The following is a 21,828-nucleotide window of genomic DNA, read 5'->3' as shown; positions in this document are numbered from 1 at the left end:
GTCAGTGGGCCAGGATGCGCGAGAGGAAGAGGCGAGCGCGTTCCGAGGCTGGTTCGGCGAAGAAGCGCGCGGTTTCGGCGACCTCGACAATCTCGCCGCGATCCATGAAGACGACGCGGTCGGCGGCGGCCTTGGCGAAGCCCATCTCGTGAGTGACGACGACCATGGTCATGCCCTCGCGGGCGAGCTCGAGCATCACGGCCAGCACCTCGCCGATCATCTCCGGGTCGAGCGCCGAGGTCGGCTCGTCGAACAGCATCGCCACCGGGTCCATGGCGAGCGCCCGCACGATGGCGATGCGCTGCTGCTGACCGCCCGAAAGCTGCGCCGGATAGGCTGCTTCCTTGTCGGCGAGACCGACACGCCGGAGCAGGCTGCGCGCCTTCTCCACGGCTTCATTGTGGCTCCGCTTGAGCACGTGGATCTGCGCCAGGCAGATGTTCTCCAGTACAGTGAGATGCGGGTAGAGCTCGAAATGCTGGAACACCATGCCCACGCGCGAGCGGATTCTGGCGGCTGCCGCGGGCTTGGACGGGAGGTCCTCACCATCGATCACGATGCGTCCGGCCTGCACCGGCTCGATACCGTTGATGCATTTGACGAAGGTGCTTTTGCCCGAGCCCGACGGCCCGCAGATGACCACGACTTCGCCGCGCGTGACTCCGAGGCTGCAGTCCCGCAGAACCGGGACGTCGCCATAACTCTTGGACAATCCTTCGATCCGTATCATCTCGACCATGTCGTTCACGCTGTCCCGCGTTGCAGGGGAATGGGTCACCGGCGGCACTAGTGCGCGCGCTGCCGGTCACTGCTCAGGCGCTGCGCCAGGGCGCTGCCGGCGGTGCAGAGGGCGAAGTAGACGAGTGCGGCGAACACATAGAGCTCGACGATGCGGTTCTGGGTGTTTGCGATGATGCTGGCCGAGGTCATGAAGTCGTGGAGGGAGACGACATAGACCAGGGACGTATCCTGAAAGAGCACGACGCCCTGCGTGACCATCAGCGGCGCCATCTTGCGCAGCGCCTGCGGCAGCACCACGAGGCGGACCGTCTGGAGATAGGTCAGGCCCGAGGCCTGCGCGGCCTGCCATTGCCCCGGCCGGACGCTCTTCAGGCCGGCCCGAAGAATCTCGGAGTAATAGGCCCCCTCGAACATGACGAAGGCGATCAGCACCGAGTAGAGCGCTCCGACCGGCCGGCCGAGCAGGAGGGGCACCAGGAAGTAGAACCAGAAGATCACGAGGATCAGCGGGACGGCCCTGAAGCCGTTCACATAGAGCGCGGCCAGCATCGCCAGAACGCGGAAGCGCGAGAGGCGGACGATGGCAATGACCAGGCCCAGCACCAGGCCGCCGATCATGGCGACGGCGGTCAGCCCGAGGCTGAGGCCGAGGCCCTTCGCCAGGAAGGGTAAAGCGTCGAGAATGACCGAGATGTCGAAGCTGGACATTGCTCATCCCCTCGCGGCGGGGCCAGGGATCGATACCCTGCGCTCGATGACGGTCATCAGCGTCGTCACCGCCAGGGCGATCGCCATGTAGACGACGGTCGCGGCGGTGAAGGCCTCGAAGCCCTGATAGGTGAAGCTCTGAATCTGCTGGGTCTGCGCCGTCAGCTCATAGACGCCGATGGTCAGCGCGATGGAGGAGTTCTTGAAGATCGTCAGAAATTCCGAGGTCAGCGGCGGAACGACGATCCTGAAAGCCTGGGGCAGCAGGACGAGCCGATAGGCCTGTGCCGTGGACAGCCCCGAAGCTCGCGCCGCCATCGACTGGCCGCGGGGCACGGCAGCGATGCCGGCGGCGACCTGGACCGCGACGCGCGAGGCAGTGAACAACCCCAGCGCCACGATCGCCGTCACGATTTCAGGGTAGGGCAGCCCCCGCTTCAGCCATGTTCCCGCGGCCTTCGGCAGCAGCTCTGGCACCACGAAGAACCAGAGGAACATCTGCAGGAGCAGCGGCACGTTCCGGAACAGATTGATGTACGAGCCGGTGACGAAGCGCATCGCGCCGGAAGCGCCGCTGTGAAATATCCCGATCAGGGTTCCCAGGCCGAGGGCAATGGTCCAGGCGGCGATCGAGACCGCCAGCGTCATGGCGATGCCCTGGCCGAGCCACTCCAGATAGGGGGACTGGAAGAGGACGCCCCAATTCCATGCATAGTTCATGGCGTGCTCTTCCCCGCCCGGCCACCGAAACCGCCGACCCGCCTCACTCCGGGATTCCGATGGTCTGGAAGGTGGTCGCCAGCGACGCAGACAGCGGCACGCCGATCGGTTCGAACCAGGTACCGTAGATCCGGGCGAGCTCGCCGTCCCGCGCCAGCCGGGCGAGCGTCGCGTTCACGAGGGAGAGGAACACCGTGCTGTTCTTCTGAACGAGGAAGCCGTAGCTGTCGTAGGAGAGCGGCTTGCCGACGACCTCGTAATCAGCGGGCGCCGGCGCCTTGCTGCGAAGCCCGAACAGGAGGATGTCATCGGTCGAGAACGCGTCGACGCGGTCGGTCGATAGGGCGAGAAACCCTTCCGAATTGTCCCGAACCGGCACGATGCGGATGTTCAGCTTGTCGCGTTCGACGATGGATTTGATCAGGCGCTCGGGTACGGAGTTGATCGGCAGGGCGATCGACTTGCCCTTGAGGTCGGCGAGCTCGGTGATACCGGATTTCGACTTCACCAGGAACCGCGTCGAGGAGATGAAGAAGGGGCTCGAAAAGTCCACCTGGGCCTGGCGCCCGATCGTGTTGACCGCCGACTCGCAGGAGATGTCGACCGTGCCGTTGGCGACCAGCGGAATGCGGTTCTGCAGGTTGACCGGCACCCATTTGATCTCGAGTTCCGGCAGGCCGAGCGCCGTCTTCACCGTCGCCGCGACCCGGGTGCAGAGATCGGTCGAATAGCCGGTCGGCTTTCCCTGCGCGTCGATATAGGAGAACGGGATCGAGGCTTCGCGATAGCCGATCGAGATCGCCTTCTTCGCCTTGATCCGGTCGATTACGGCATCCGTCGCCTGCGCGCGCGCCGCCGACACCAGTCCCAGTGCCAGGCTGGCGCCAATAGCGGCCAGCCCCAAGATCCTGCCCTTCATGTCCCGCTCCCTTATCGTTGTCGGTTGATGTCGAAAGACTCAGGCGATGGCGTCGAGCAGCTCCGCGAGGCTCGACACCGTCAGGTCCGGCCTTGCCTCGGCCGCTCCTTCGCCGGACAGCCCAAGCAAGCGGTCCGGCCGATTGATCCAGGCCGATTTCAGCCCGAGCCTGTTGGCGGGCGTGATGTCGGCGCGTAGGCTCTGGCCGACATGCAGGACGCGCTGCCGCGGGACCCCGGCTGCATCGAGATCGGCGAGTGCCGTGGCGAAGTGCTCGTCGCTGGGCTTGTAGGCGCCGACGCGCTCGGCCGTGACGACGATGTCGAAGCGGATGTTCATCTTGGCGCAGGACGAGGCCAGTGAGGCGTTGTCGATGTTCGACAGCGCCCCGATCCTGGCGCGCGCCTGCAGCGCCTTCAGTCCGGCCTCAGTGTCGGCGTAGGCCGGCCAGTCGTGCGGCGTCCGCGAGAAGGCTTCGCGCCGGGCGGGGTCAACTGCAACGCCGTAATCGGCCGAGATCTTGTCGAAGCAGCGGCGCAGAACCTCGGGGTAGAGATGGGCCGGACGTTCCTTCTGGATCACAGCGCGGGCGCGGTCGAAGGACATGATCAGCTCGTCGCCGGTCGCGGTGACGCGCTGCTCGCCGGCCCAGATCTCCAGGAAGGCGACGATCGACGGCTCCCAGTCGATCAAGGTGCCGTAGACGTCGAAGGTGACGGCGTCGAAGTCGGACAAGCGAAGCATTGGAAACCCGTTCCATTCAGGCTGAGATAAATTAGCGATAATCGCTAAATGCACGCTCGTCAACCCCTGTGCCTGAGGCGCGAACCTGCAATCACAAGAGGGCTGCTAGCCGTTATGGCCAGCAATTGACTTATGGGGGTACCTCGATGAAAAGGTGGGTGTCGACCCTTTCAAATCGCTAATATTGAACAAGGCGGACGCCGTTTGGACCACCTGAACATCGCGGGCCCGGCATCGCTCCGGGACAGCCGGTCGGCCGCCACGGTCGTCGCCGACGACTTGCGCGCCGCAATCCTCCGCAACCGGCTGCCGGGCGGCGAGCGGCTGCGGCAGGACGCAATCGCCACGCAGTTCGGGGTGAGCCAGATGATCGTTCGCGAGGCCTTCAAGCAGCTCGTCGGCGAGGGCTTCCTCACGGCCGAACCGCGCCGCGGTGTCGCCGTCGCCGTCATGAGCCGGGACGAGGCCTGGGAGATCAGCCAGCTCCGCGCGCTGCTTGAATGCCAGGCGCTCCGCTGGGCGATCCCGAACATGGTCCGCGCCGATTTCATCGGCGCCGCGAAGGTGTTGGACGAGCTCGACACGGCCGGTGCGGTCGACGCCAAGATTCTGCTGAACGGCCGCTTCCACCAGGTTCTCTACGCACCGGCCAGGCGCCCGCGAACCCTGGAGATGATCGAGACGCTGCGGATGAACTTCGAGCGCTATCTGCGCTACACTTGGGAGCAGACGCATCATCTCGAGCAGTCCCAGGCCGAGCATCGCAGCATTCTGACGCTCTGCGAGATGCGCGACGTCGAGCGGGCTTGCGACCTCCTGCGAAAGCATGTTCTCGCGACAGGCGATCTCCTCGTCGATAGCCTCACGCCAAAGGCCTAGAACCGCCGGATGGGCAGTGGTGCTTCTTCGAAGATATTATTATCGTTAATCGCTAGAGTAAGGGGCCGCTCACCGAGCTGCTCCTTAGGATCTGGGACAGGGAATAGGCGCATGAATTACCAGCGGGTCGGCATTATCGGAGCCGGTGTTATCGGGCAGGCGATCTTCGACGTCATCGTCACTCAAGGCCTCGCCGCAGTTGACTACGTCCTGGTCGATGACCGCTTTGCAGCGCCGGCCGGCGTGCAGCAGCTGCGCGAACATCTCACGACCGATGTCCAGCGCGCGCTCGCGGCGCCCACGGACCTGGTCATCGAGGCGGCCCATCCCGATGTCATCACCCGATTGGGCGCGGAGCTGCTCGCGAAAGGCGACCTCTGCGCCTTCAGCTCGTCAGCGCTGGCTGATGTGTCGGTCGAGACCGCCGTCAGGCGAGCCGCCGCGACCGCCGGGACCCGTCTCCTGATTCCGCATGGAGCGGTTCTCGCGCTCGATGGGCTCAGCGACGGGCGCGATGCGATCGAGCAGGTCATTGTGACCACGACGAAAAACGGGGCGAGCCTGGGCACGGACACCAGTGCTCGCGGCGTGCTCTTCGAGGGTTCGACGCGGGACGCCTGCGCCCGCTTTCCGCGCAATGTGAACGTGCATGCCGCCCTGGCCATTGCCGGGATCGGCTTCGACCGCACCTGCAGCATCGTCGTGGCCGATCCCGAGACGCGAAAGATGCGCCACCGGATCCAGGTATTCGGTCAGGGCTTCGAGTGGGACATCTCGGTCAGCTCGACCACACTCGGGGGCGTTTCCGGAGCCTATACGCCAAAATCGGCCGTCGGATCGATTCAACGCATCTTCGGCTTCCATCCTGTAGCAGCTTGTTGAGACCAACAGGACCAACCGCGGTCAAGCGCTATGAGCGGAACCTCGCTCCTCCCCTGAAAGCGGACCTGCCACCCGAGGAGAATGGCGGCCAGGTCCGAGGATGGGCCCGCATGCGCGGCTGGCTAACTTGAAGATCACCATCAACCCTGACGGAGCGCCGATTACTCGCTCGCATTGCGATGTCTTCGCCGTCTCCGACAGCATCAAGGACAAGGCTGTCGCGCTGGATCTATCTGCGAAGGCTGAAAGCGGGTGAGTTCGCCGATATAGGGTTTCGCGATCGGATAGGCATAGCCGCCGCTGCGGCTCGTCGACAGCTGCAGGTCGACCAGCCCTTCCAGGATTTTGACGCCGCAGGCCACACCATCCACGACAGGCACGCCAAGTTCGCGCGCTAGTGGGTCAACGAGGTCGGCCATGCCGGCACAGCCGAGAACGATGCAATCCGCCTTGTCCTCGGCAATGGCCAGGCGGCATTCCGCCAGGATGACGGACGCTGCGTCCTTCCCTTCGGTTTCGAGATCGAGCACAGCAAGCTCCGTCGTGCGCACGCTGCGGCAGGCATGGTCCATGCCGTAGGCGCGCACGAGATGCTCGATGATGATCCGGCTGCGATGCTGCGTGGCGACGATCGAGAAGCCGCCGCTGACGAAGGAGGCCATGTGCATCGCCGCCTCGGCGATACCGACGACCGGGCCGTTTGCAATCTCGCGCGCAGCGCGCAGGCCGGGATCGTCGAAGCAGGCGATGAGATAGCCATCGCAGCCCTCAACCGCACCCTTGCGAACCTCGTCGAGTACGCCGAGCGCACTGATCGCCTCGTCATAATGCCCTTCGATCGAGACAGGGCCCATGCTTGGGCTCACGGCCAGAACTTCCGTCCCCGGCCGGGCGACCGCCGCGGCCGCCTCGCCGATCTTGCGCGTCATCGACAACGTGGTGTTGGGGTTGATGACCTTGAGCTTCATCTCGTGCCTCCCCTGCCTACTCGGCCGCGATCAGGGCGTAGTTCTTCGGCTGCCGGTGCTGCGCGAAGTTGAAGATGTGGTCGCGGATCTCGCGGCAACGCTCAAAATCGGCTGTGGCGGTGATGACCTCGTCCTCCAGCGTCGTCGTCACGGCGGCAAGCTCGCCGGTCGGCGCGACGATGCAGGAATGGCCGAGCAGCATGCAGCCTTCCTCCACGCCGGTCTTGCCCGCCGCGGCGGTCCAGGCGCCGTTCTGATAGGCTCCGGCCTGCATCGAGAGCAGATGATGGAAGGAGCTGAGCTGGTCGTGCTGCGGCACTGGTGGGTTGTGCAGCGGCGTGTTGTAGCCGCCGCAGATCAGCTCGGCGCCCTTCAGCCCCATCACGCGCCAGGTCTCCGGCCAACGCCGGTCGTTGCAGATGAACATACCGAGCTTGAACGCATCGACATCGTAGACCGGGAAGCCGAGATCGCCCGGTTCGAAATAGCGCTTCTCCAGGTGCTGGAACGGCCGGTAGGCTTCATGGTCCTTGTGCCCCGGCAGATGGACCTTGCGGTACTTGCCGGCGATGCGCCCGCGCTTGTCGACGGCGATCGCCGTGTTGAAGCGGCGTTTGCGCCCGCCCTCGGTTACGAGCTCCGCGAAGCCGATATTGAAGCCGATGCCGAGCTCTGCCGCCACTTCGAACAGGGCACGTGTCGCTGGACCCGGCATCTCGGTCTCGTAGAAGGAATCGAGCTCGGCTTCGTCGTCGATGAGCCAGCGTGGAAAGAAGGTGGTGAAGGCGAGTTCCGGGAAGACGACGAAATCGGCATTCCGCGCTGCCGCCTGCTTCAGCATGTCGATGAGCCGCGCCACGACGCGCTCGCGGCTGTCGCTGCGTTGGATCGGCCCCTGCTGGGCGACCGCTAGAATGATCTTGCCGGGCATGGCCCTTCTCCTTTTCAAATGATCCGTTTCAGCGCAGGGCGGCATTGCCGCGCGGCTGGTAGCGTGCACGTTTGAGGAAAAGGCCTTCTCCCGGCGCGCCGACATAGTCGCGGTTCTCGACGATCACCTTGCCGCGCAGCAGCACGGTGCGCGGCAGGCCCTTCACCTGGCGCCCCTCGTAGGAGGAATAGTCCATGGCATTGTGCATGGCCGATTGGGTGATCGTCATCGCGGCTTCCGGGTCCCAGATCACGATGTCGGCGTCTGAACCGACCGCGATGGTGCCTTTCCGCGGAAACAGGCCGAAGATCTGGGCCGGGCGGGTCGCGACGAGGTCGACGAATTCTGTCAAGCCGATCCGCCCCTCGTTGACGCCCTGATAGACCAGCATCATCCGCTCCTCGACGCCCGGGGCACCGTTCGGGATTTTGCGGAAATCGTCCTTGCCGAGAACTTTGTGGCGCCCGAAGGACCAGGAGCAATGGTCCGAGGAGACCGTTTCCAGAACCCGGTCGGCCAGTGCGTCCCAGAGCAATTCCTGATCGGCAACGCTGCGGGCCGGCGGTGTGAAGACGAATTTGGCGCCCTCGAAATCCGGCCGGTCGAGATCGTCCTTGGTCAGGTAGAGATATTGCGTGCAGGTCTCGGCGATGGCGTCGACGCCGCGCCGCTTCGCTCGCAGCAGTTCGTCGAGTGCTTCGGCGCAGGTGAGGTGAACGATATAGATCGAGGTGCCGACGATCTCGGCAAGTGCAATGGCACGCGCAGTCGCCTCGGCCTCGACGCGCGGTGGCCGGCTCAGCGCGTGGTAGAGCGGGGCGGTCTTGCCCTCGGCGACGAATTTGTCGCGCAGATAGTCGGCGGCGTCGCCGTTCTCGGCATGGACCATGACCAGCGCGCCGCTCCGCTTGGCCTGCTCCAGCGCCTTCAACATAACGGTGTCGTCGATCATGACGTCGCCGCGATAGGCCATGAACAGCTTGAACGAGGGGATACCGCGCTCCGGCAGGGTCGCCAGCTCCGCGAAAACGGCTTCGTTCATATCGGTGACGATGATGTGGTAGCCGTAGTCTACCGCCGCCTTGCCGGCTGCCCTTGCATCCCAATCGGCGATCGCATCGGAGAGACTGCCGCCTCGCTTCTGCGCACAGAAATCGATGATCGTGGTCGTGCCGCCGCAGGCGGCTGCGATCGTGCCCGAGCGGAAATCGTCGGCGGAGCGCCGCTCGCCTTCGCCCGCGTCGACATGCGTGTGAACGTCGACACCGCCCGGCATGACATAGCAGCCGGCAGCGTCGATCTCCCGCGTCGCGGGCGGGAAGCTGCCGCCGATCTGCACGATCCGGCCATCGGCGATCCCGATATCGGCCCTTGAGAGGCCGGCCGCGCTGACGACCGTCCCGTTGCGGATGATCACATCCATGGCGCCGCTTCCCTTTCGCGTTTGTTGTTGTCCGCGCCCGGTTCAGCGGTTGCGCAGCTTTGGATTGAAGGCGTCGTTCAGGCCCTCGCCGATCAGGTTGATGGCGAGCACCGTGAGCAGGATGGCGATGCCGGGAATCGCGGTGAGGTACCAGGCGGTGCGCAACTGGTCGCGCCCGGCGCCGATCATCGTGCCCCAGCTCATCACATTGGGATCGCCGAGCCCGAGAAAGGCCAGAGAGGACTCGGTCAGGATCGCGCTCGCCACCATGATCGAGGCGGTGACGATCACTGGCGAGAGCGTGTTCGGCAGGATCTGGCGGAAGATGATCCGGATATCGCTCATGCCGATCGAACGGCAGGCCAGCACGAAATCGCGCTCGCGCATGGTCATGAACTCGACCCGGACAAGGCGCGCCACCGGCGGCCAGGAGACCAGCGAGATGGCGAGGATGATGGTGACGAGAGAGGGGTGGAGCAGGGTTACGATGACGATCGTCAGCAGGAAGGGCGGCACCGTCTGGAAGGATTCGGTGCAGCGCATCAGGATGTCGTCGACCCTGCCGCCGTGATAGCCGGCGAAGGCGCCGGCGACGATTCCGAGGAACAGGGCGGCCAGCGTGGCGGCGATGCCGATGCTGAGCGAGACCCGGGCGCCATGGAAGATGCCGGCGGCGAGATCGCGCCCCAGCGAATCGGAGCCGAGCGGGAAGCCGGCTTCCTCGCCCGGCCACAACATCGGGCGGGTCACCATCGACCAGGGATCTTCGGGAAAGACCAGCGGCGCCAGCAGCGCCATGGCGAGGATCGCGGCCAGCAGCACGCAGCCCAGGACGGTCGTCCAGCGCTGGCAGAAGGCGCGAAGGAACTTGCTGCGCAGGAGCGTCACGACAGGGTGATCCTTGGGTCGACCAGCGCATAGACGATGTCGACGACGATGTTCATGACGAGAACCAGCACGCAGCTCATCACCAGCACGCCCATCAGCAGGTTGAAGTCGCGCTGGAAGATCGCCTCCGAAGCCAGCCGGCCGAGCCCCGGCCAGGCGAAGACGGTCTCGATCAGCACGGCTCCGCCGATGATCGAGCCGACCTGCAGGCCGACCATGGTGACGATCGGCAGGAGTGCGTTGCGGAAGACATGCCGCCACGCGACAGAGCCGTCGGACAGCCCCTTTGCCTGCGCGGTGCGAACATAGTCGGAGTTCTGGACCTCCAGCATCGAGGCCCGCATCAGCCGGGTATAGATCGCGACGTAGAACAGCGAGAGCGCCGCGCTCGGCATCACGGCATGGCGCGCGACGTCGAGGATGCGCTCCCAGGTCGAAAGGCGCGCGCCCAGCGTGATCATGCCTCCAGTTGGAAACCAGCCGAGCTGGACCGAGAACAACACGATCATCATCAGCGCGATCCAGAAGATCGGTGTCGCGTAGAACAGCAGCGCCGCGAGCGAGATGACGTTGTCGATCGGCCGGTTGACGTTGCGCGCGGCGGTGACGCCGAGCAGGATGCCGGCGCCGACAGCCGTCGTGATGCTGATGCCGAGCAGCAGCAGGGTCGGCGGCAGCCGTTCGAGTATGAGCTGGAACACGGGCTGGTTCGTCCGCAGCGACACGCCCAGGTCGAAGCTCAGGATGTTCAGCGCGTATTTGTAGAACTGGACGATCAGCGGTTGGTCCAGCCCGAGCTGCTGGCGCAGTTGCGCGAGATACTCGGGGGTGGCGGCCCCCGCTTCCCCCGCAAGGACGTCGACGACGTCCCCGGGGGCGCTGTGGAGCAGCACGAACAGCAGGGAGATGATGACGAGCATGGTCAGCACGCTCTGCATCAATCGCCTTGCCACGAAGCGGGGCAGGTTCGACACGCCTGGTTCCGATCGCGCTATTCGGCGAGCCAGGCTGTGGCGAGATTGCCGTAGGCGCCGTCAGGCCCCACCGTCGGGTTGCGCAGCTTCTTGTTGTAGACGGTGGTGAAGCTGAACTCGAACAGGTTCATGATCGGCAGGTCTTCGGCGATCGTCCGCTGCGCCTGCGCGAACAGGGCCTTGCGCTTGGCGAGGTCGTTCTCCTCGCGCGCCCGCTCCCAGACCTTGTCCAGCTCGGGATTGCTGTAGCCGGAGGCGTTGGCGAAGGCGACGCCCTTGCGGATGTTCGGGGCATAGTAGAGGCGCTGCACGCCGGCCGACGGATCGGCGAACATGAAGATGAAATTGATGGCCAGGTTGAAATCGTAGTCGGTATAGACCCGGCGCAGGAAGGTCGGATTGTCCGAGGAGCGGATTTCGACTTCGATGCCGATCCGTGCCAGGCTCTGCTTCAGGTATTCGGCCATGCGCGAGAACTCGGGCGAGGGCGCAAGCTCCGTCGTCAGCTTGAAGCGCGGCGCCGAGCCCTTGCGCGGGAAGCCCGCCTCGTCGAGCAGGGCGTTCGCCTTCTTCAGATCCTGATCGTAAAGGGGCACGCCGTCGGTCGTATAGAAGGGCGAGTCCGAGGTGAGCGGGCCGGTCGCGATCTTGCCGTAGCCGTAGAGGATGTTGTCGAGGATGAACTTGCGGTCGAGCGCATGCATGATCGCCTGGCGCACGCGCTTGTCCTTGAGGTATTCGTTGCGTGTGTTCACCTCGATCAGCGCCATCGGCGCGAACATCTGGTAGCCCTCCGTCGTCACGGCCAGCTCGGGCTTGGCCAGGAGGCGCTTGAGATCGGACGGCGCGACCGGATTGAACTGCCCCAGATGCGCCTCGCCGGCCTCCACGGCCGCCGCGCGGGAGCCGCCTTCCGGCATCACCTTGACGATGACCTGATCGAGATAGGGCAGGCCCTCCTGCCAGTAGTTCGGATTGCGCTCCAGGCGGACATACTGGCCGCGCTGCCACTCCTTGAAGACGAAGGGACCTGTGCCGACAGGCGCGTTATTGGCCGGGTTGGTGCGGATATCCGTGTTCTCGTAAAGGTGCTTCGGGATGACCTGCGCGTCCCAGTTGCCCAGCATCGAGAGCAGGAACGGCACCGGCTTGGAGAGCTTCACCACCACGGTCATGGCGTCCGGCGTCTCGACGCCAGCGAGGTTCGACCAAGTCACGCCGCTGCGTGGATGCAGCTTGCTCCACACTTCCGAGATCGAGAAGGCGACATCGGCCGCGCTGAACGGCTTGCCGTCGTGCCATTTCACGCCCTCGCGCAGCTTGAACGTATAGGTCAGGCCGTCGGGGCTGACCGTCCAGCTCGTCGCCAGCGCCGGAATCGGCTGCTGTTTCGCGTCATAGGCGACAAGGCCCTCCATGATCTTGCTGGAGACGAGCACGATCGGCGTCGAGGGGTTGAAGGCGGCGGTCAGCATCGCCGGCTCCCAGTTCTGCACGACATTGAGGATGCCGCCGCGCCGCGGGGTTTCCTGAGCCAGAGCTGCACCTGCTCCCGGCAAGCCCGTCGCCAACGCCACCGCGGCCGCGCTGCCCAGCAGCGCGCGGCGCGTGATCGAACCCGTCCCGCTTCTCGTCATCACCGATCTCCCCTTTGTGATGGTCAGTCATGTGAAATGACGACCACATACAATCATCATTGATGATGATTGTATGTTTGGCAAGGAGCGAATGCAGGTGGCCGGAGCGCAGCGGAAGCCGGTAGCGCAGCAGGGACGTGTCCGGGCGCAGCCAGCGTCAGGCCGCCCTTTGACATGCGTTATTGCAGGGGGAGCATCGCCGGCCGGCGGGGCGATTATCGGCCGGTCAGCCGCTGATCGGCATGGAATCGCGATAGCTGCGGACGATGGTGATCAGCTTGTCCAGGTGCCGGCGCATCGCATGCTCCGCCTCCGCCGCGTCGCGCTCGCGGATCGCCTCGGCGATGCGGGGGTGGTCGAGCGCCATGCTCATCGCGGTGCCGGTATCGTCTGCAATGCGATCGAGCAGCTTGGCGAGCGGATCATGCCGTGGATCGAGCAGCATCATCGTCATCGCGGCGAGCATCTCGTTGTGGGAATAGCGGGAGATCAGCTCGTGGAAGCTATGGGCAGGCGCAGGCACGGCGCGACTGCTCGTCTCGACGCAATCGACATGGTGCGCCGCCGTAGCAACGATGGCTGCGATCTCCGCATCCGTCGCGCGCTGGGCCGCCAGCCCGGCCGCCTCGATCTCGACCGCGCGGCGCACGTGCAGAAGGTCGATCAGCTGATCGATGGTACTGCCGCCAGCGGCAGCCGTGACGCGGGCGCCGTGGGCGGCGAGGCTGCCATTCTGCACGAGCTCTGCCAGCCGGTCCTCGCCCTGCCGGGTCAGAACGCGTCCGCGCTTGCCGAGTGAACGGGTATGGCCGAGTTCGTCGAGTTGCCGGAGATAGCGACCGGCTGTCGCTTCCGCGACGTCGATACCGGCGTTGCGGAAGGCTGCGGCGAGGCTGAGCGCCCCGGACGGCCCCTCCGAATCCGCCAGCAGCCGCAGCGCGATCAATTGCATGCGCTCTTCCAGCGGAAGATTCGCATCCGAAACCACGCCGATATCACTGCTCATCGTCTGATCCACCGCCCGGCAATGGATGCCGGTCCCCGCATCGTGCGGCGCTCTGCAGCATGGACATCCCCAAACCATCGTCATGCCGCCTGCATAGCCAAATTGACACGCTGCGTGAATGTCCCTGCGGAATCATTGTGGCACGGCGGGCCTTGAGCCTGCCGTGCCCTGCGCGATGCCTGCTCTTCAGGGCTTGAACGCCGGGAAGCTTTCCGGCGAAAGCTGGTCGATCGAGCGCTTGGCCCAGTCGCCTTTGGGCGTGCCGGCCCACATCTTCTCAGCCGCGGCCTGAACCTCGGCGGCGAGTTTGGGCATGTCGACATTGGGAATGTGCCGTTCGCGCATGATCCATTCGCCATCGACGATCGAGCTGTTCAACTCCTCGGCCTGCGCGGAGTAGACGATGTTGCGGATCGGGTCGCGCACCGGGGTCATGAACATGCTGCGGCCCTCCCAGAGCAGCATGTCGGCCTTGGCGCCGACCGAGATCCGGCCGAGATCGTCGCGTCCAAGCGCCTTGGCGCCGTTGAGCGTGGCAGCGTTGAAGACGTCCGCTGCCGTCGCGACCTCGGTGCGCCGATCGACGATCTTGCTGACGACCGCGGTCCAGCGCATCGCCTCGATCATGCTCTGTGGGCAGGTATCGGTCGCGATCGTCATGTTGACGCCGCGGGCGAGGTAGCGCGCGAAGCTCTCCATGGCGATGCCGCGCCGGGCGAAGACCCAGACCGCATGGGCAACATTGGTGCCGGTATCGGCGAGGATGCCGATGTCATCGGCGTGGTAATTCGTCCAGGAGGTGCCGCCCGGCATAATGGCATGGCCGAGGATGACGTCGGGGCCGAGGAAGCCGAGCTTGTTCAGCCATTCGATCGGCGTGCAGCCGTGGCGGCGCGTCATCTCGATGAATTCCGGCACGGATTGCGAGACGTGCAGCGCTAGCGGCACCTTCATGTCCGTCGCGGCGGCGCGGGTGCGCTTCAGCATGGCCTCGGAGGTGGTGTCGACCTGATAGGGCGTCAGGAAGCCCTTGATGCGGCCGTTCATCATGCCGTCATGCTTCTCGATGAACTGCACGGCCTTCTCGAACCCGTCCTGGCCGTCATCGTCCAGCCAGGTGTATTTCACCGTCTTGCCATCGTCGGTGTACCAGCGGCCGGAGCGATGGCCCTGACCGACATAGGCGCGCAAGCCTGCCCCGCCGGCCATCCTGACTGTATCCTCGCCATAACCGCCGATCTCCATGATCGTGGTCGTGCCGGTCCGGATCAGCTCCGGCACGGAGAAGGCGATGCAGGCGCGGCGCATGTCGTCGGTGATCGAAACGTCGCGCGCGATCAGGAACTCGAACAGACCCGACAGATAGAAGGATCGGGGCCCGCGATCCTCGACATAGCTTTTGTCGAGCGGAGATTCGCTCAGGTGTGCGTGGGTGTTGATGAAGCCCGGTGTGACGATCTTCTCCGGCGCATCGACGACCTCGTCGACCTCGCCTTCGAAGCTCTTGCCGACATGGATGATCCTGTCGTTCTCCCACACGACCACGCCGTCGCGGAGGTGGCGATGGCCTCCGTTCTGAAAAGCGATGATGTGGCCAGCCTTGATCATTCTGCGCATGCGTCGTCCCTCCCGATGCCGAGCCATCGGCTCTGTCGTTTCAGTAGCGCAATGGATAATCATCATCAATAATGATTAAGGATGGTCAGCCCTGTGGAGCGCGCGCGATGCCGGCAGATGCCGCCCGGAGTCTGATGCAGCTACGTCAAACCGGCCGGACCATGCAGCCGATCACCGATCTCCCCTAAGAGATCGGCTATACGGTCCAGCGTGAGGTCGCCGAGGCCCTTGGCGAAACCGTTGGCGGCTGGAAGGTGGCGCTCGGCCCCGGCGGCGTGCCGATCGGAGCGCCGCTTCTGGCCCCGACCATCTATGGCAACGGCGCCCGTCTCGATCTTCCGGCCAGTGACTTCATCCAGATCGAGACCGAGCTCGCGCTCTGCCTGGCCAGGGACCTCACGCCGTGGGCCACCCCCTATACGCGCCAGTGCATTGTGGCGGCGATCGCGTCCGTCAGTTCGGCCTTCGAGATCGTCATCCCGCGTGCTGGCGAGCCACCCGAGATCCCCTTTGGTTTCTATCTTGCCGATTATCTCGGCAACGGCGCCACGGTCATCGGCCCTCTATCTCTTGGACACCTCCGCCGCAAGGATGCAGGGCCCAGCTCTGGCTCTATGAAGCGCGCAGCGCGACGGGAGAACCCCCGCAGATCGATCCGCTAGCTTCGCTCCTTGCCTATGCTAACGGCCAATCGGACCAGATGGGCGGTTTGCGCGCAGGGCAGATCGTCATCACCGGCGCGATCACGAAGCCGCATCTACTGAGAAAGGCCAGATCTGCACGCGGGCAAGTCGACGAGCTATGTTCGGTGAACTTTTTTCGACCAGAGTTGCCGTCAACAAACGGATTGGCTCGCCCGACAACTTGAGGCATGCGTGCCTCGGTGACCGATAAAGTTAGAGCGACTACGACCGTTTCGCGCCATTTCCTGACATGCGGCTAATGCCGTAAAGCAGGCACTCAGCGCACGCCCTAAAGCGCGCCCGCGAAGTGGGTCCGCGGGGGCAGCCCCAAAGGTTTGTTGCCCTTATAGCTTCGATTGTCCTCATCGCGACAGCGCCGCCACGCGGTCGAGCGCGGCGCCGAAGCCGCGCAGAGAAATCGAGAGCGGCAAGGCGGCACCGCCATCGGCGGTGGCCTTGATTTTGAGGGCCGTGCTGGCACGAAGCGCCGTCACCGTCGAGGCGTCGAAACTGATATTGACGAGACAGCCGGCGGGCACGCAGGTCCGCAGGCGCATTGGCGGCATCGCCGGTTTGTCGTCGATCTGGAAGGTGACGCCGGCATCGAGCGCCAGCCCGAGAGGCAAAGCGAGCGTGCCAGTGACCGTATTGCCGGCCGGCGCGTTCAGTTCGATCGCGAGCACGCGCTGGCCGTTCTGCTGATTTTGCTGCTGCAAGAGGGCGCAGCGTTTGGCGTTGTCCGCGACCTGACAGGCGACACGCCAGTCCTGATAGGCTTCCTGAAGGGAAGTGGCCCCGCCGGGAAGCGCCGGGGCCTGTTGGGCCTGAGCCGGGAAGGCGGCCAGGGAGGCAACTGCGAGCGCCGTGAAAAGCCTGAGCTTCACTTCTTTAGAACCTGACATTGAAGTTTGCGCGAACGGACTGGTCGATGGTGTTGCCGCCATATTGCCCGCCATAAGAGATGCCGAGAGTGGCGTTCCTGGTAATGGCGACGTCCAGTCCGACATCCAGCACCAGCGCATCCTTCGCGATCGGCACGCCCGCGACAGTGAAGGGCGAGCCGCCGGCCAACGCAAAAGTGGCGAGCGGCGTGGTGTCGCCGAAGGCGTGACGCCAGCCGAGCGTGCTGCGCAGTGTTGCCGTTATCGTGCCGAGATCGAAATCGGTCGAGGCGTGCAGGCCGAGCGTCGTGAAGGTGACGCCCGTTCTGGCGCTGTTGCTGCTCAAGGCCGCAGCGCCACCGTTCTCCGCGAAACCACCGGTGCTGAGGTTCACATAGGCCAAGTTGGCAAACGGCTCGAAGCCGAATCTGCCGGCACGGATGCCATAGCCCAGTTCGCCGAAGACCTGTGCCGTGCCGGCGCGATAGTCACCCTTCAGGCTGTCACCGAAGCCGGGGAACGCCACGCTGCGGCTGGTCGTGATGTCGTGCCACGTATAGGCCGCACCCGTGCGGAAGCCGAGGTTGCCCCATTGCGTGCCGGCATAGAGGCCGAGATGATAGTTGTCGCTCGAACCCGATGAGGCGCGGTCACGCACGTTGAAGGTGGTGCGGCTGTATCCCGCCATCATGCCGAGCCGCCAGGTGTCGAAGATCGGGGCGTCGCCGCCGATCAGGAAGCCGCCGGTCGAGCGCGAGAGGCGCGCAGCGTTGCCGTCGCCGTTCGTGAAGCCCCAGCCACCGAAGCCCTGCCCCCAGAGCGCAAAGCGGTCGGTCGTCGGAGCGACGGCGATCGCCCCCGAACCGAGCGATGCGAAGGCGGCATAGCCCGTCTTGCCATCGGCCGGGTCGGCATAGGCCATGACCGGCGCACGCGAGGCGCCGACCGCGCCGAAGGCAGCGCGGATGCGGTTCGTCGCAGCATCGCGCACGAAATGGCTGTCCTCGATCAGTGCCGTGGTCGCCGAGGCGTGGACCTCGCCCGAGAGCTGATCGAATGCGTTCCGGGCTGTGGCATCGGTTGGAAGGGCGAGGATGGCGTTGTAGAGCGCATTGCCGGTGAAGAGCGGATTGCCGCCCGAAATGCTCTGGATGCCGTAGGCCGCGGCCTTCTGATTGCGGGTCGCGCCGGCGTCGGCGAAGTCGCGCATCCTCGATAGATCGAGATAGGCGTTGTTGGCGTCATAGCTGGCGGTAACGCCGACAAAGGCCGAGATCGGACCGACAACGAAGGTTCCGGTGAGGCCGCCGGTGGTCGTCAGAACCGTATAACGCGCGAGCGCCATGCCGGAGGCCGAGATATCGAGCGTTGCGCCGCTGATATTGGCGGCGCCGGTGACGGTGATGCGGTCGGAGGCGCCGGTGCCATCGATCTGTGCGGCAAACCGCGAACCGGCGACCATGGCCAGATTGCCCTGCACCGAGAGCGTGCCGATGCCACCGTTGCCGGGCGCGATCGTGCCGCCCGCGTTGACGCTGGTGTTGCCGATCGTGCCGATGCCGGCAACCGTTCCGTTGATCGTCAGCATCTGCGACGAGGCGATCGTGCCGTTGACCGCGAGCGTTGCGCCGCTGTCCACATTGGTCGGGCCGGTATAACTGTGCACGCCATCGAGCGTCAGCGTGCCGCCGGCCAGCGTCAGCCCCTGCCGGCCCGCGCCGCCGTCGCGGATCAGGCCGGAAAAGGATGAGTGTCCGGCGGTCGAACCATCGATGGTCAGGACGCTGTCGGCAGCGCCGCCATTCTCGATGATACCCGAACCGGCCGACAGACTCCGGACGGCGCCGACCACCGTGCTGTAACCGTTGAGCCGCAACCTACCGCCGGGACCGCTATATCGATTGTCGAAATTGACCGTCACGCCCTTGGTCAGGGCATTACCGGCCAGCACATTGAGCACGCTGGCTTCGCTGAAATACTGCGTCCCGCCGCTAACCGCATTGGCGGCCGAAGCGTTGAGCGCGCTGGTGCCCCAGAAATACTGTGTTCCGCCATTGACGGCATTGGCGGCAGAGGCGTTCAGCGAACTGGTGTTGTTGAAATCCTGCATCCCGCCGCTGACGGCATTGGCGGCCGAAGCATTGAGTGCGCTGGTGCCCCAGAAATACTGCTCCCCGCCGCTGACTGCATTGGCGGCAGAGGCGTTCAGCGCGCTGCTGTCGAGGAAATTCTGCGTCCCGCCGCTGACGGCGTTGGCAGCCGAGGCGTTCAGCGCGCTGGTGTCGCCGAAATTCTGCGTCCCGCCGCTGACGGCGTTGGCAGCCGAAGCGTTCAGCGCGCTGGTGTTGTAGAAATTCTGCGTCCCGCCGCTGACGGCATTGGCAGCCGAAGCGTTGAGTACGCTGGAGTCGATGAAAAACTGCGTCCCACCGCTGACAGCATTGGCGGCCGAGGCGTTGAGCGTGCTGGTGCTGTAGAAATATTGCGTCCCGCCGCTGACGGCATTGGCGGCAGAGGCGTTGAGCGCGCTGGTATCGTAGAAATCCTGCTGCCCGCCGCTGACGGCATGGGCGGCCGAGGCGTTGAGTGCGCTGGTGGCGTTGAAATTCTGCCTCCCACCGCTGACGGCGTTGGCGGCCGAGGCGTTGAGTGCGCTGCTCTCCCAGAAGTACTGCGTCCCGCCGCTGACGGCGTTGGCGGCCGAGGCCTTCAGCGCGCTGGTGTCGAAGAAAATCTGCGACCCGCCGCTGACGGCATTGGCGGCGGAGGCATTGAGCTTGCTGCCGTCGTAGAAATACTGCGTCCCGCCGCTGACGGCATTGGCGGCCGAGGCGTTCAGCGCGCTGGTGTTGTTGAAATTCTGCGTCCCGCCGCTGACGGCATTGACGGACGAGGCGTTGAGCGCGCTGCTGGTGTAGAAATTCTGCGTCCCGCCGCTGACGGCATTGGCGGACGAGGCGTTCAGCGCGCTGGTGTCGAGGAAGATCTGCCACCCGCCGCTGACGGCATCGGCAGTCGAGGCGTCGAGCGTGCTGCTGGTGTAGAAATACTGATACCCGCCGCTGAAGGCATTGGCGGCAGAGGCGCTGAGTGCGCTGGTGTTGTAGAAATACTGCCTCCCACCGCTGACGGCATTGGCGGCAGAGGCGTTGAGTGTGCTGGCGCTGTAGAAATACTGCTCTCCGCCGCTGACGGCATCAGCGGCCGAGGCGTTGAGCGCGCTGGTGTCGTAGAAAAGCTGCGTCCCGCCGGCAAATGGGCCACTCGTCGTCTGGTTGCCGGTGAAGGTCTGCGCGGCAGCTTCCGATCCCGGGCAGATGGCCGCAACTCCAGCCAGCGCCGTGCTCCCGAGCAGAAGGGAGATGCGGCTCTTGCCACGTCTGTTATTCAAGATCCTCGCCCCCGCACCGTAGCCAGCCACTTGAGAAATAAAGGCAACGCGCAGCTTGCGATCGGCGCAGGGGCTCTTTTTCTTCGGCCCACGGGCTCATCTCATGGTGAGCCGGCCTGTCATGATGCGGGCAGTTGAAAGCGGCTTGGGGACGATTTAAACGAAGACATGGAGGACAGGCTTCTATTATCGACAAAATCCGTCGAGCCGGATTTGCGCAGCGATTACTGGCGCGAGATGGTTGCCCCGTTTTTCGATGCCCAGCCGACAGAAAGTACGCGCAACACCCATCTGGAAGGATCGATCGACGTACGTTTTATTGCCGGACTGATCGTCTCCCGCACGACCTTCAGTGCCCAGCATCTTAACCGAAGCCGGCGCCTGATCCTGAGGAGTGAGATGAGCGATTTCTACATGCTCGAACTCTTCACGGCGGTGAACGGAAAGATGGATTGCCAGGGGCACACGATGACCATCGAAGATGGCGATGTCTGCCTTCTGGATCTTGGCCGGGCTTTTACAAGTCAGTTTTCTGCTGGTTCAGGGCTGCCCCTTGTCTTGCCGCGCGCGCCGCTGGATCGGGCGCTGGCCGGCCGGCCCCTGGACGGCCTCGTCCTCAAGGCCGGTCTGCCGGTCACCCAGCTGATTTCCGATCTGATCTTGAGTCTGGAGCGCTTGCCATCCATGGGCATCGCGGTTGCGCTGGCCATCGAGGAGGCGGTCACGACGCTGCTCGTCTCCGTGATTGCTGGCCGGACGATCGACGAGCTGCCGGAGGATCCGGTGCTGAGCCGGGTATTCCGCCAGCGTGTCCTGCAATTCATCGATGCGAACCTGCACCGCCCGGACCTCGATCTGGCCCTTCTCATGCAGCAGTTCCGGGTGTCGCGCGCCCATCTCTACCGGATGTTCGCCGGGGACGGTGGGGTGCGGGCCGTCATCCGCGACAGGCGGCTGAATGCCGCCTACCGCCAGCTCCTTTCGCACCGAGGCAAGACCGGTTCGATCACCGGCATCGCCCACAAACTGGGTTTTTCCAGCAGCAATCAGTTCTTGCGGGCTTTCCGCGATCAGTTTGGCGTGACGCCGAGCGAGGTTCGGGATGAGGGCATGTCGATTGCGTCTGGCGAGGCGGAACGCGGTTTCCAGGCCTATCTTCGCAAAGTGAAGCGATAGCCTGGATGTTCAGTCCCGGCAGGGCCATGTCTTGCTGGTCTTGCCGGCCTTCGCAATGATGGCGGCGATCCGCTGCCATGCCAAAGCCAAGCCGCAGCCCCTAAAAATAAGAATCTCCACAAGGCGCAAAACGGGCACTTGATCCGCTGGCCAGTTCAGGAAACCCGCCGCATTGCAAACCCGTCTGGCCCAACGGCGTATCGAACCCGCACATGTCGATGGCGCGCCTTGCAATGCGGTGCTTGATACCTCTGCTGGTGCAAGCCTTGCGGCAATGCGGGAAGTCGTAGCCCTTGTCGGCATGCAGCTTGTCAGGCCGTTTGCGCGGGGCCCCTTGCCTTGGCGGATGACCGGCACGGCATCAAGCAAGGGCGCAAGCATTGCCATACAGACGCGGCGAGCGTTAGGCCAACGTTACCGTCGACCGCTTCCTCAAAAAACGGCTTCAGGTCGATATCCCAGACGAGGCACGCCGGAAAATCTGGATGTGGCTGGCAGCCAACAACGCATCCCTTGGTATCCAACGCCCTCGTTGATGCCGAAGGCCACCCGATCCGGCTGCCGACAACCGGACCTTACCGATGTCGGAAACGGGCCAGCTTCGGAAGTCAGGCAGTTCGAGCTGGCCGGGTTTAGGCTTAGGGTAGAACAAAAATTACA

Annotated in this window: 18 protein-coding genes and 2 pseudogenes; 4 read left to right on the top strand and 16 right to left on the bottom strand. The window is 64.5% G+C overall.

What is annotated here, in order from left to right:
* Nucleotide 1: 1 nt before the first annotated feature.
* Genes WFK61_RS17405 through WFK61_RS17385 form a run of 5 tightly spaced genes read right to left on the bottom strand, consistent with a single transcriptional unit; the run spans nucleotide 2 to nucleotide 3,832 of the window.
* Nucleotides 2-730 carry an amino acid ABC transporter ATP-binding protein gene (locus tag WFK61_RS17405; protein ID WP_336813377.1) on the bottom strand — a complete coding sequence of 243 codons (729 nt, stop codon included), beginning with the start codon at nucleotides 728-730 and terminating at the stop codon, nucleotides 2-4.
* Between the two features lie 56 nt (nucleotides 731-786).
* Complete coding sequence (locus WFK61_RS17400) at nucleotides 787-1,449, bottom strand: amino acid ABC transporter permease (protein WP_336813340.1); 663 nt, start codon at nucleotides 1,447-1,449, stop codon at nucleotides 787-789.
* A gap of 3 nt (nucleotides 1,450-1,452) precedes the next feature.
* A complete protein-coding gene (locus tag WFK61_RS17395) occupies nucleotides 1,453-2,169 on the bottom strand; it encodes an amino acid ABC transporter permease (RefSeq protein ID WP_336813339.1) in 717 nt (238 codons plus the stop codon).
* A 43-nt stretch (nucleotides 2,170-2,212) separates the two neighbouring features.
* Entirely contained in the window at nucleotides 2,213-3,088 is an 876-nt protein-coding gene (locus WFK61_RS17390; RefSeq protein ID WP_336813338.1) for an amino acid ABC transporter substrate-binding protein, read from the bottom strand.
* A 39-nt stretch (nucleotides 3,089-3,127) separates the two neighbouring features.
* The gene (locus WFK61_RS17385; RefSeq protein WP_336813337.1) at nucleotides 3,128-3,832 is read right to left on the bottom strand and encodes an HAD-IA family hydrolase; all 705 of its coding nucleotides are present in this window, start codon (nucleotides 3,830-3,832) and stop codon (nucleotides 3,128-3,130) included.
* 204 nt (nucleotides 3,833-4,036) lie between these two features.
* Here WFK61_RS17385 and WFK61_RS17380 point away from each other — a divergent pair, with 204 nt between their 5' ends.
* Both WFK61_RS17380 and WFK61_RS17375 read left to right on the top strand, forming a co-directional pair.
* Nucleotides 4,037-4,711: a GntR family transcriptional regulator gene (locus WFK61_RS17380; protein ID WP_336813336.1), complete on the top strand. Its 675-nt coding sequence runs from the start codon at nucleotides 4,037-4,039 to the stop codon at nucleotides 4,709-4,711.
* 111 nt (nucleotides 4,712-4,822) lie between these two features.
* Nucleotides 4,823-5,593 (top strand): aspartate dehydrogenase domain-containing protein, encoded by a 771-nt coding sequence (locus WFK61_RS17375; RefSeq protein WP_336813335.1) that lies wholly within the window; start codon nucleotides 4,823-4,825, stop codon nucleotides 5,591-5,593.
* A gap of 203 nt (nucleotides 5,594-5,796) precedes the next feature.
* Here WFK61_RS17375 and WFK61_RS17370 read toward each other — a convergent pair whose 3' ends face one another.
* From WFK61_RS17370 to WFK61_RS17335, 8 genes and pseudogenes are all read right to left on the bottom strand, one after another.
* On the bottom strand, nucleotides 5,797-6,561 hold the full coding sequence (locus tag WFK61_RS17370) for an aspartate/glutamate racemase family protein (protein WP_336813334.1): 765 nt from the start codon (nucleotides 6,559-6,561) through the stop codon (nucleotides 5,797-5,799).
* 16 nt (nucleotides 6,562-6,577) lie between these two features.
* Complete coding sequence (locus WFK61_RS17365) at nucleotides 6,578-7,492, bottom strand: N-carbamoyl-D-amino-acid hydrolase (RefSeq protein WP_336813333.1); 915 nt, start codon at nucleotides 7,490-7,492, stop codon at nucleotides 6,578-6,580.
* A gap of 28 nt (nucleotides 7,493-7,520) precedes the next feature.
* Nucleotides 7,521-8,942, bottom strand: a pseudogene (gene hydA / locus WFK61_RS17360) (dihydropyrimidinase); the annotation flags it as partial.
* A 15-nt stretch (nucleotides 8,943-8,957) separates the two neighbouring features.
* Nucleotides 8,958-9,803 carry an ABC transporter permease gene (locus tag WFK61_RS17355; protein WP_442896318.1) on the bottom strand — a complete coding sequence of 282 codons (846 nt, stop codon included), beginning with the start codon at nucleotides 9,801-9,803 and terminating at the stop codon, nucleotides 8,958-8,960.
* Nucleotides 9,800-10,768 (bottom strand): ABC transporter permease, encoded by a 969-nt coding sequence (locus WFK61_RS17350; protein WP_336813375.1) that lies wholly within the window; start codon nucleotides 10,766-10,768, stop codon nucleotides 9,800-9,802. Before WFK61_RS17350 ends, WFK61_RS17355 begins: the two co-directional genes overlap by 4 nt.
* A gap of 26 nt (nucleotides 10,769-10,794) precedes the next feature.
* Nucleotides 10,795-12,414 carry an ABC transporter substrate-binding protein gene (locus WFK61_RS17345; protein WP_336813332.1) on the bottom strand — a complete coding sequence of 540 codons (1,620 nt, stop codon included), beginning with the start codon at nucleotides 12,412-12,414 and terminating at the stop codon, nucleotides 10,795-10,797.
* Between the two features lie 226 nt (nucleotides 12,415-12,640).
* Entirely contained in the window at nucleotides 12,641-13,420 is a 780-nt protein-coding gene (locus WFK61_RS17340; RefSeq protein ID WP_336813331.1) for an FCD domain-containing protein, read from the bottom strand.
* 186 nt (nucleotides 13,421-13,606) lie between these two features.
* Nucleotides 13,607-15,037 carry a chlorohydrolase family protein gene (locus WFK61_RS17335; protein WP_336813330.1) on the bottom strand — a complete coding sequence of 477 codons (1,431 nt, stop codon included), beginning with the start codon at nucleotides 15,035-15,037 and terminating at the stop codon, nucleotides 13,607-13,609.
* A 254-nt stretch (nucleotides 15,038-15,291) separates the two neighbouring features.
* On the opposite strand from WFK61_RS17335, the gene WFK61_RS17330 reads away from it, so the two are divergent.
* Nucleotides 15,292-15,699 (top strand): hypothetical protein, encoded by a 408-nt coding sequence (locus tag WFK61_RS17330; protein WP_336813329.1) that lies wholly within the window; start codon nucleotides 15,292-15,294, stop codon nucleotides 15,697-15,699.
* Nucleotides 15,700-16,082: 383 nt separating this feature from the next.
* On the opposite strand, the gene WFK61_RS17325 is transcribed toward WFK61_RS17330, so the two are convergent.
* Together WFK61_RS17325 and WFK61_RS17320 are read right to left on the bottom strand one after the other, a co-directional pair.
* Nucleotides 16,083-16,604 carry an invasion associated locus B family protein gene (locus WFK61_RS17325; protein ID WP_336813328.1) on the bottom strand — a complete coding sequence of 174 codons (522 nt, stop codon included), beginning with the start codon at nucleotides 16,602-16,604 and terminating at the stop codon, nucleotides 16,083-16,085.
* Between the two features lie 4 nt (nucleotides 16,605-16,608).
* Nucleotides 16,609-19,992 carry an autotransporter outer membrane beta-barrel domain-containing protein gene (locus WFK61_RS17320; protein WP_336813327.1) on the bottom strand — a complete coding sequence of 1,128 codons (3,384 nt, stop codon included), beginning with the start codon at nucleotides 19,990-19,992 and terminating at the stop codon, nucleotides 16,609-16,611.
* Nucleotides 19,993-20,160: 168 nt separating this feature from the next.
* Between WFK61_RS17320 and WFK61_RS17315 the strand changes: the two genes are divergently transcribed.
* Nucleotides 20,161-21,168 (top strand): helix-turn-helix domain-containing protein, encoded by a 1,008-nt coding sequence (locus WFK61_RS17315; protein WP_336813326.1) that lies wholly within the window; start codon nucleotides 20,161-20,163, stop codon nucleotides 21,166-21,168.
* A gap of 214 nt (nucleotides 21,169-21,382) precedes the next feature.
* On the opposite strand, the pseudogene WFK61_RS17310 reads toward WFK61_RS17315, so the two are convergent.
* Nucleotides 21,383-21,549: pseudogene (locus tag WFK61_RS17310) on the bottom strand (IS5/IS1182 family transposase); the annotation flags it as partial.
* Between the last annotated feature and the right edge of the window lie 279 nt (nucleotides 21,550-21,828).

Origin of the sequence: Allobosea sp. MMO-172, from assembly GCF_037147855.1 — a bacterium.
In the GTDB taxonomy this organism is placed as follows: Bacteria; Pseudomonadota; Alphaproteobacteria; order Rhizobiales; family Beijerinckiaceae; genus Allobosea.
Note: the sequence above shows the minus strand (reverse complement) of the source record. Positions and strands in the feature narration are given on the sequence as shown.

Bases quoted from the DNA above. Each gene is read 5' to 3' on its own strand.
- WFK61_RS17390 (WP_336813338.1), bottom strand. From the start codon at position 3,088: ATGAAGGGCAGGATCTTGGGGCTGGCCGCTATTGGCGCCAGCCTGGCA.
- WFK61_RS17405 (WP_336813377.1), bottom strand. From the start codon at position 730: ATGATACGGATCGAAGGATTGTCCAAGAGTTATGGCGACGTCCCGGTT.
- WFK61_RS17370 (WP_336813334.1), bottom strand. From the start codon at position 6,561: ATGAAGCTCAAGGTCATCAACCCCAACACCACGTTGTCGATGACGCGC.
- WFK61_RS17375 (WP_336813335.1), top strand. From the start codon at position 4,823: ATGAATTACCAGCGGGTCGGCATTATCGGAGCCGGTGTTATCGGGCAG.
- WFK61_RS17315 (WP_336813326.1), top strand. From the start codon at position 20,161: ATGGAGGACAGGCTTCTATTATCGACAAAATCCGTCGAGCCGGATTTG.
- WFK61_RS17395 (WP_336813339.1), bottom strand. From the start codon at position 2,169: ATGAACTATGCATGGAATTGGGGCGTCCTCTTCCAGTCCCCCTATCTG.
- WFK61_RS17365 (WP_336813333.1), bottom strand. From the start codon at position 7,492: ATGCCCGGCAAGATCATTCTAGCGGTCGCCCAGCAGGGGCCGATCCAA.
- WFK61_RS17335 (WP_336813330.1), bottom strand. From the start codon at position 15,037: ATGCGCAGAATGATCAAGGCTGGCCACATCATCGCTTTTCAGAACGGA.
- WFK61_RS17400 (WP_336813340.1), bottom strand. From the start codon at position 1,449: ATGTCCAGCTTCGACATCTCGGTCATTCTCGACGCTTTACCCTTCCTG.
- WFK61_RS17385 (WP_336813337.1), bottom strand. From the start codon at position 3,832: ATGCTTCGCTTGTCCGACTTCGACGCCGTCACCTTCGACGTCTACGGC.
- WFK61_RS17345 (WP_336813332.1), bottom strand. From the start codon at position 12,414: ATGACGAGAAGCGGGACGGGTTCGATCACGCGCCGCGCGCTGCTGGGC.
- WFK61_RS17340 (WP_336813331.1), bottom strand. From the start codon at position 13,420: ATGAGCAGTGATATCGGCGTGGTTTCGGATGCGAATCTTCCGCTGGAA.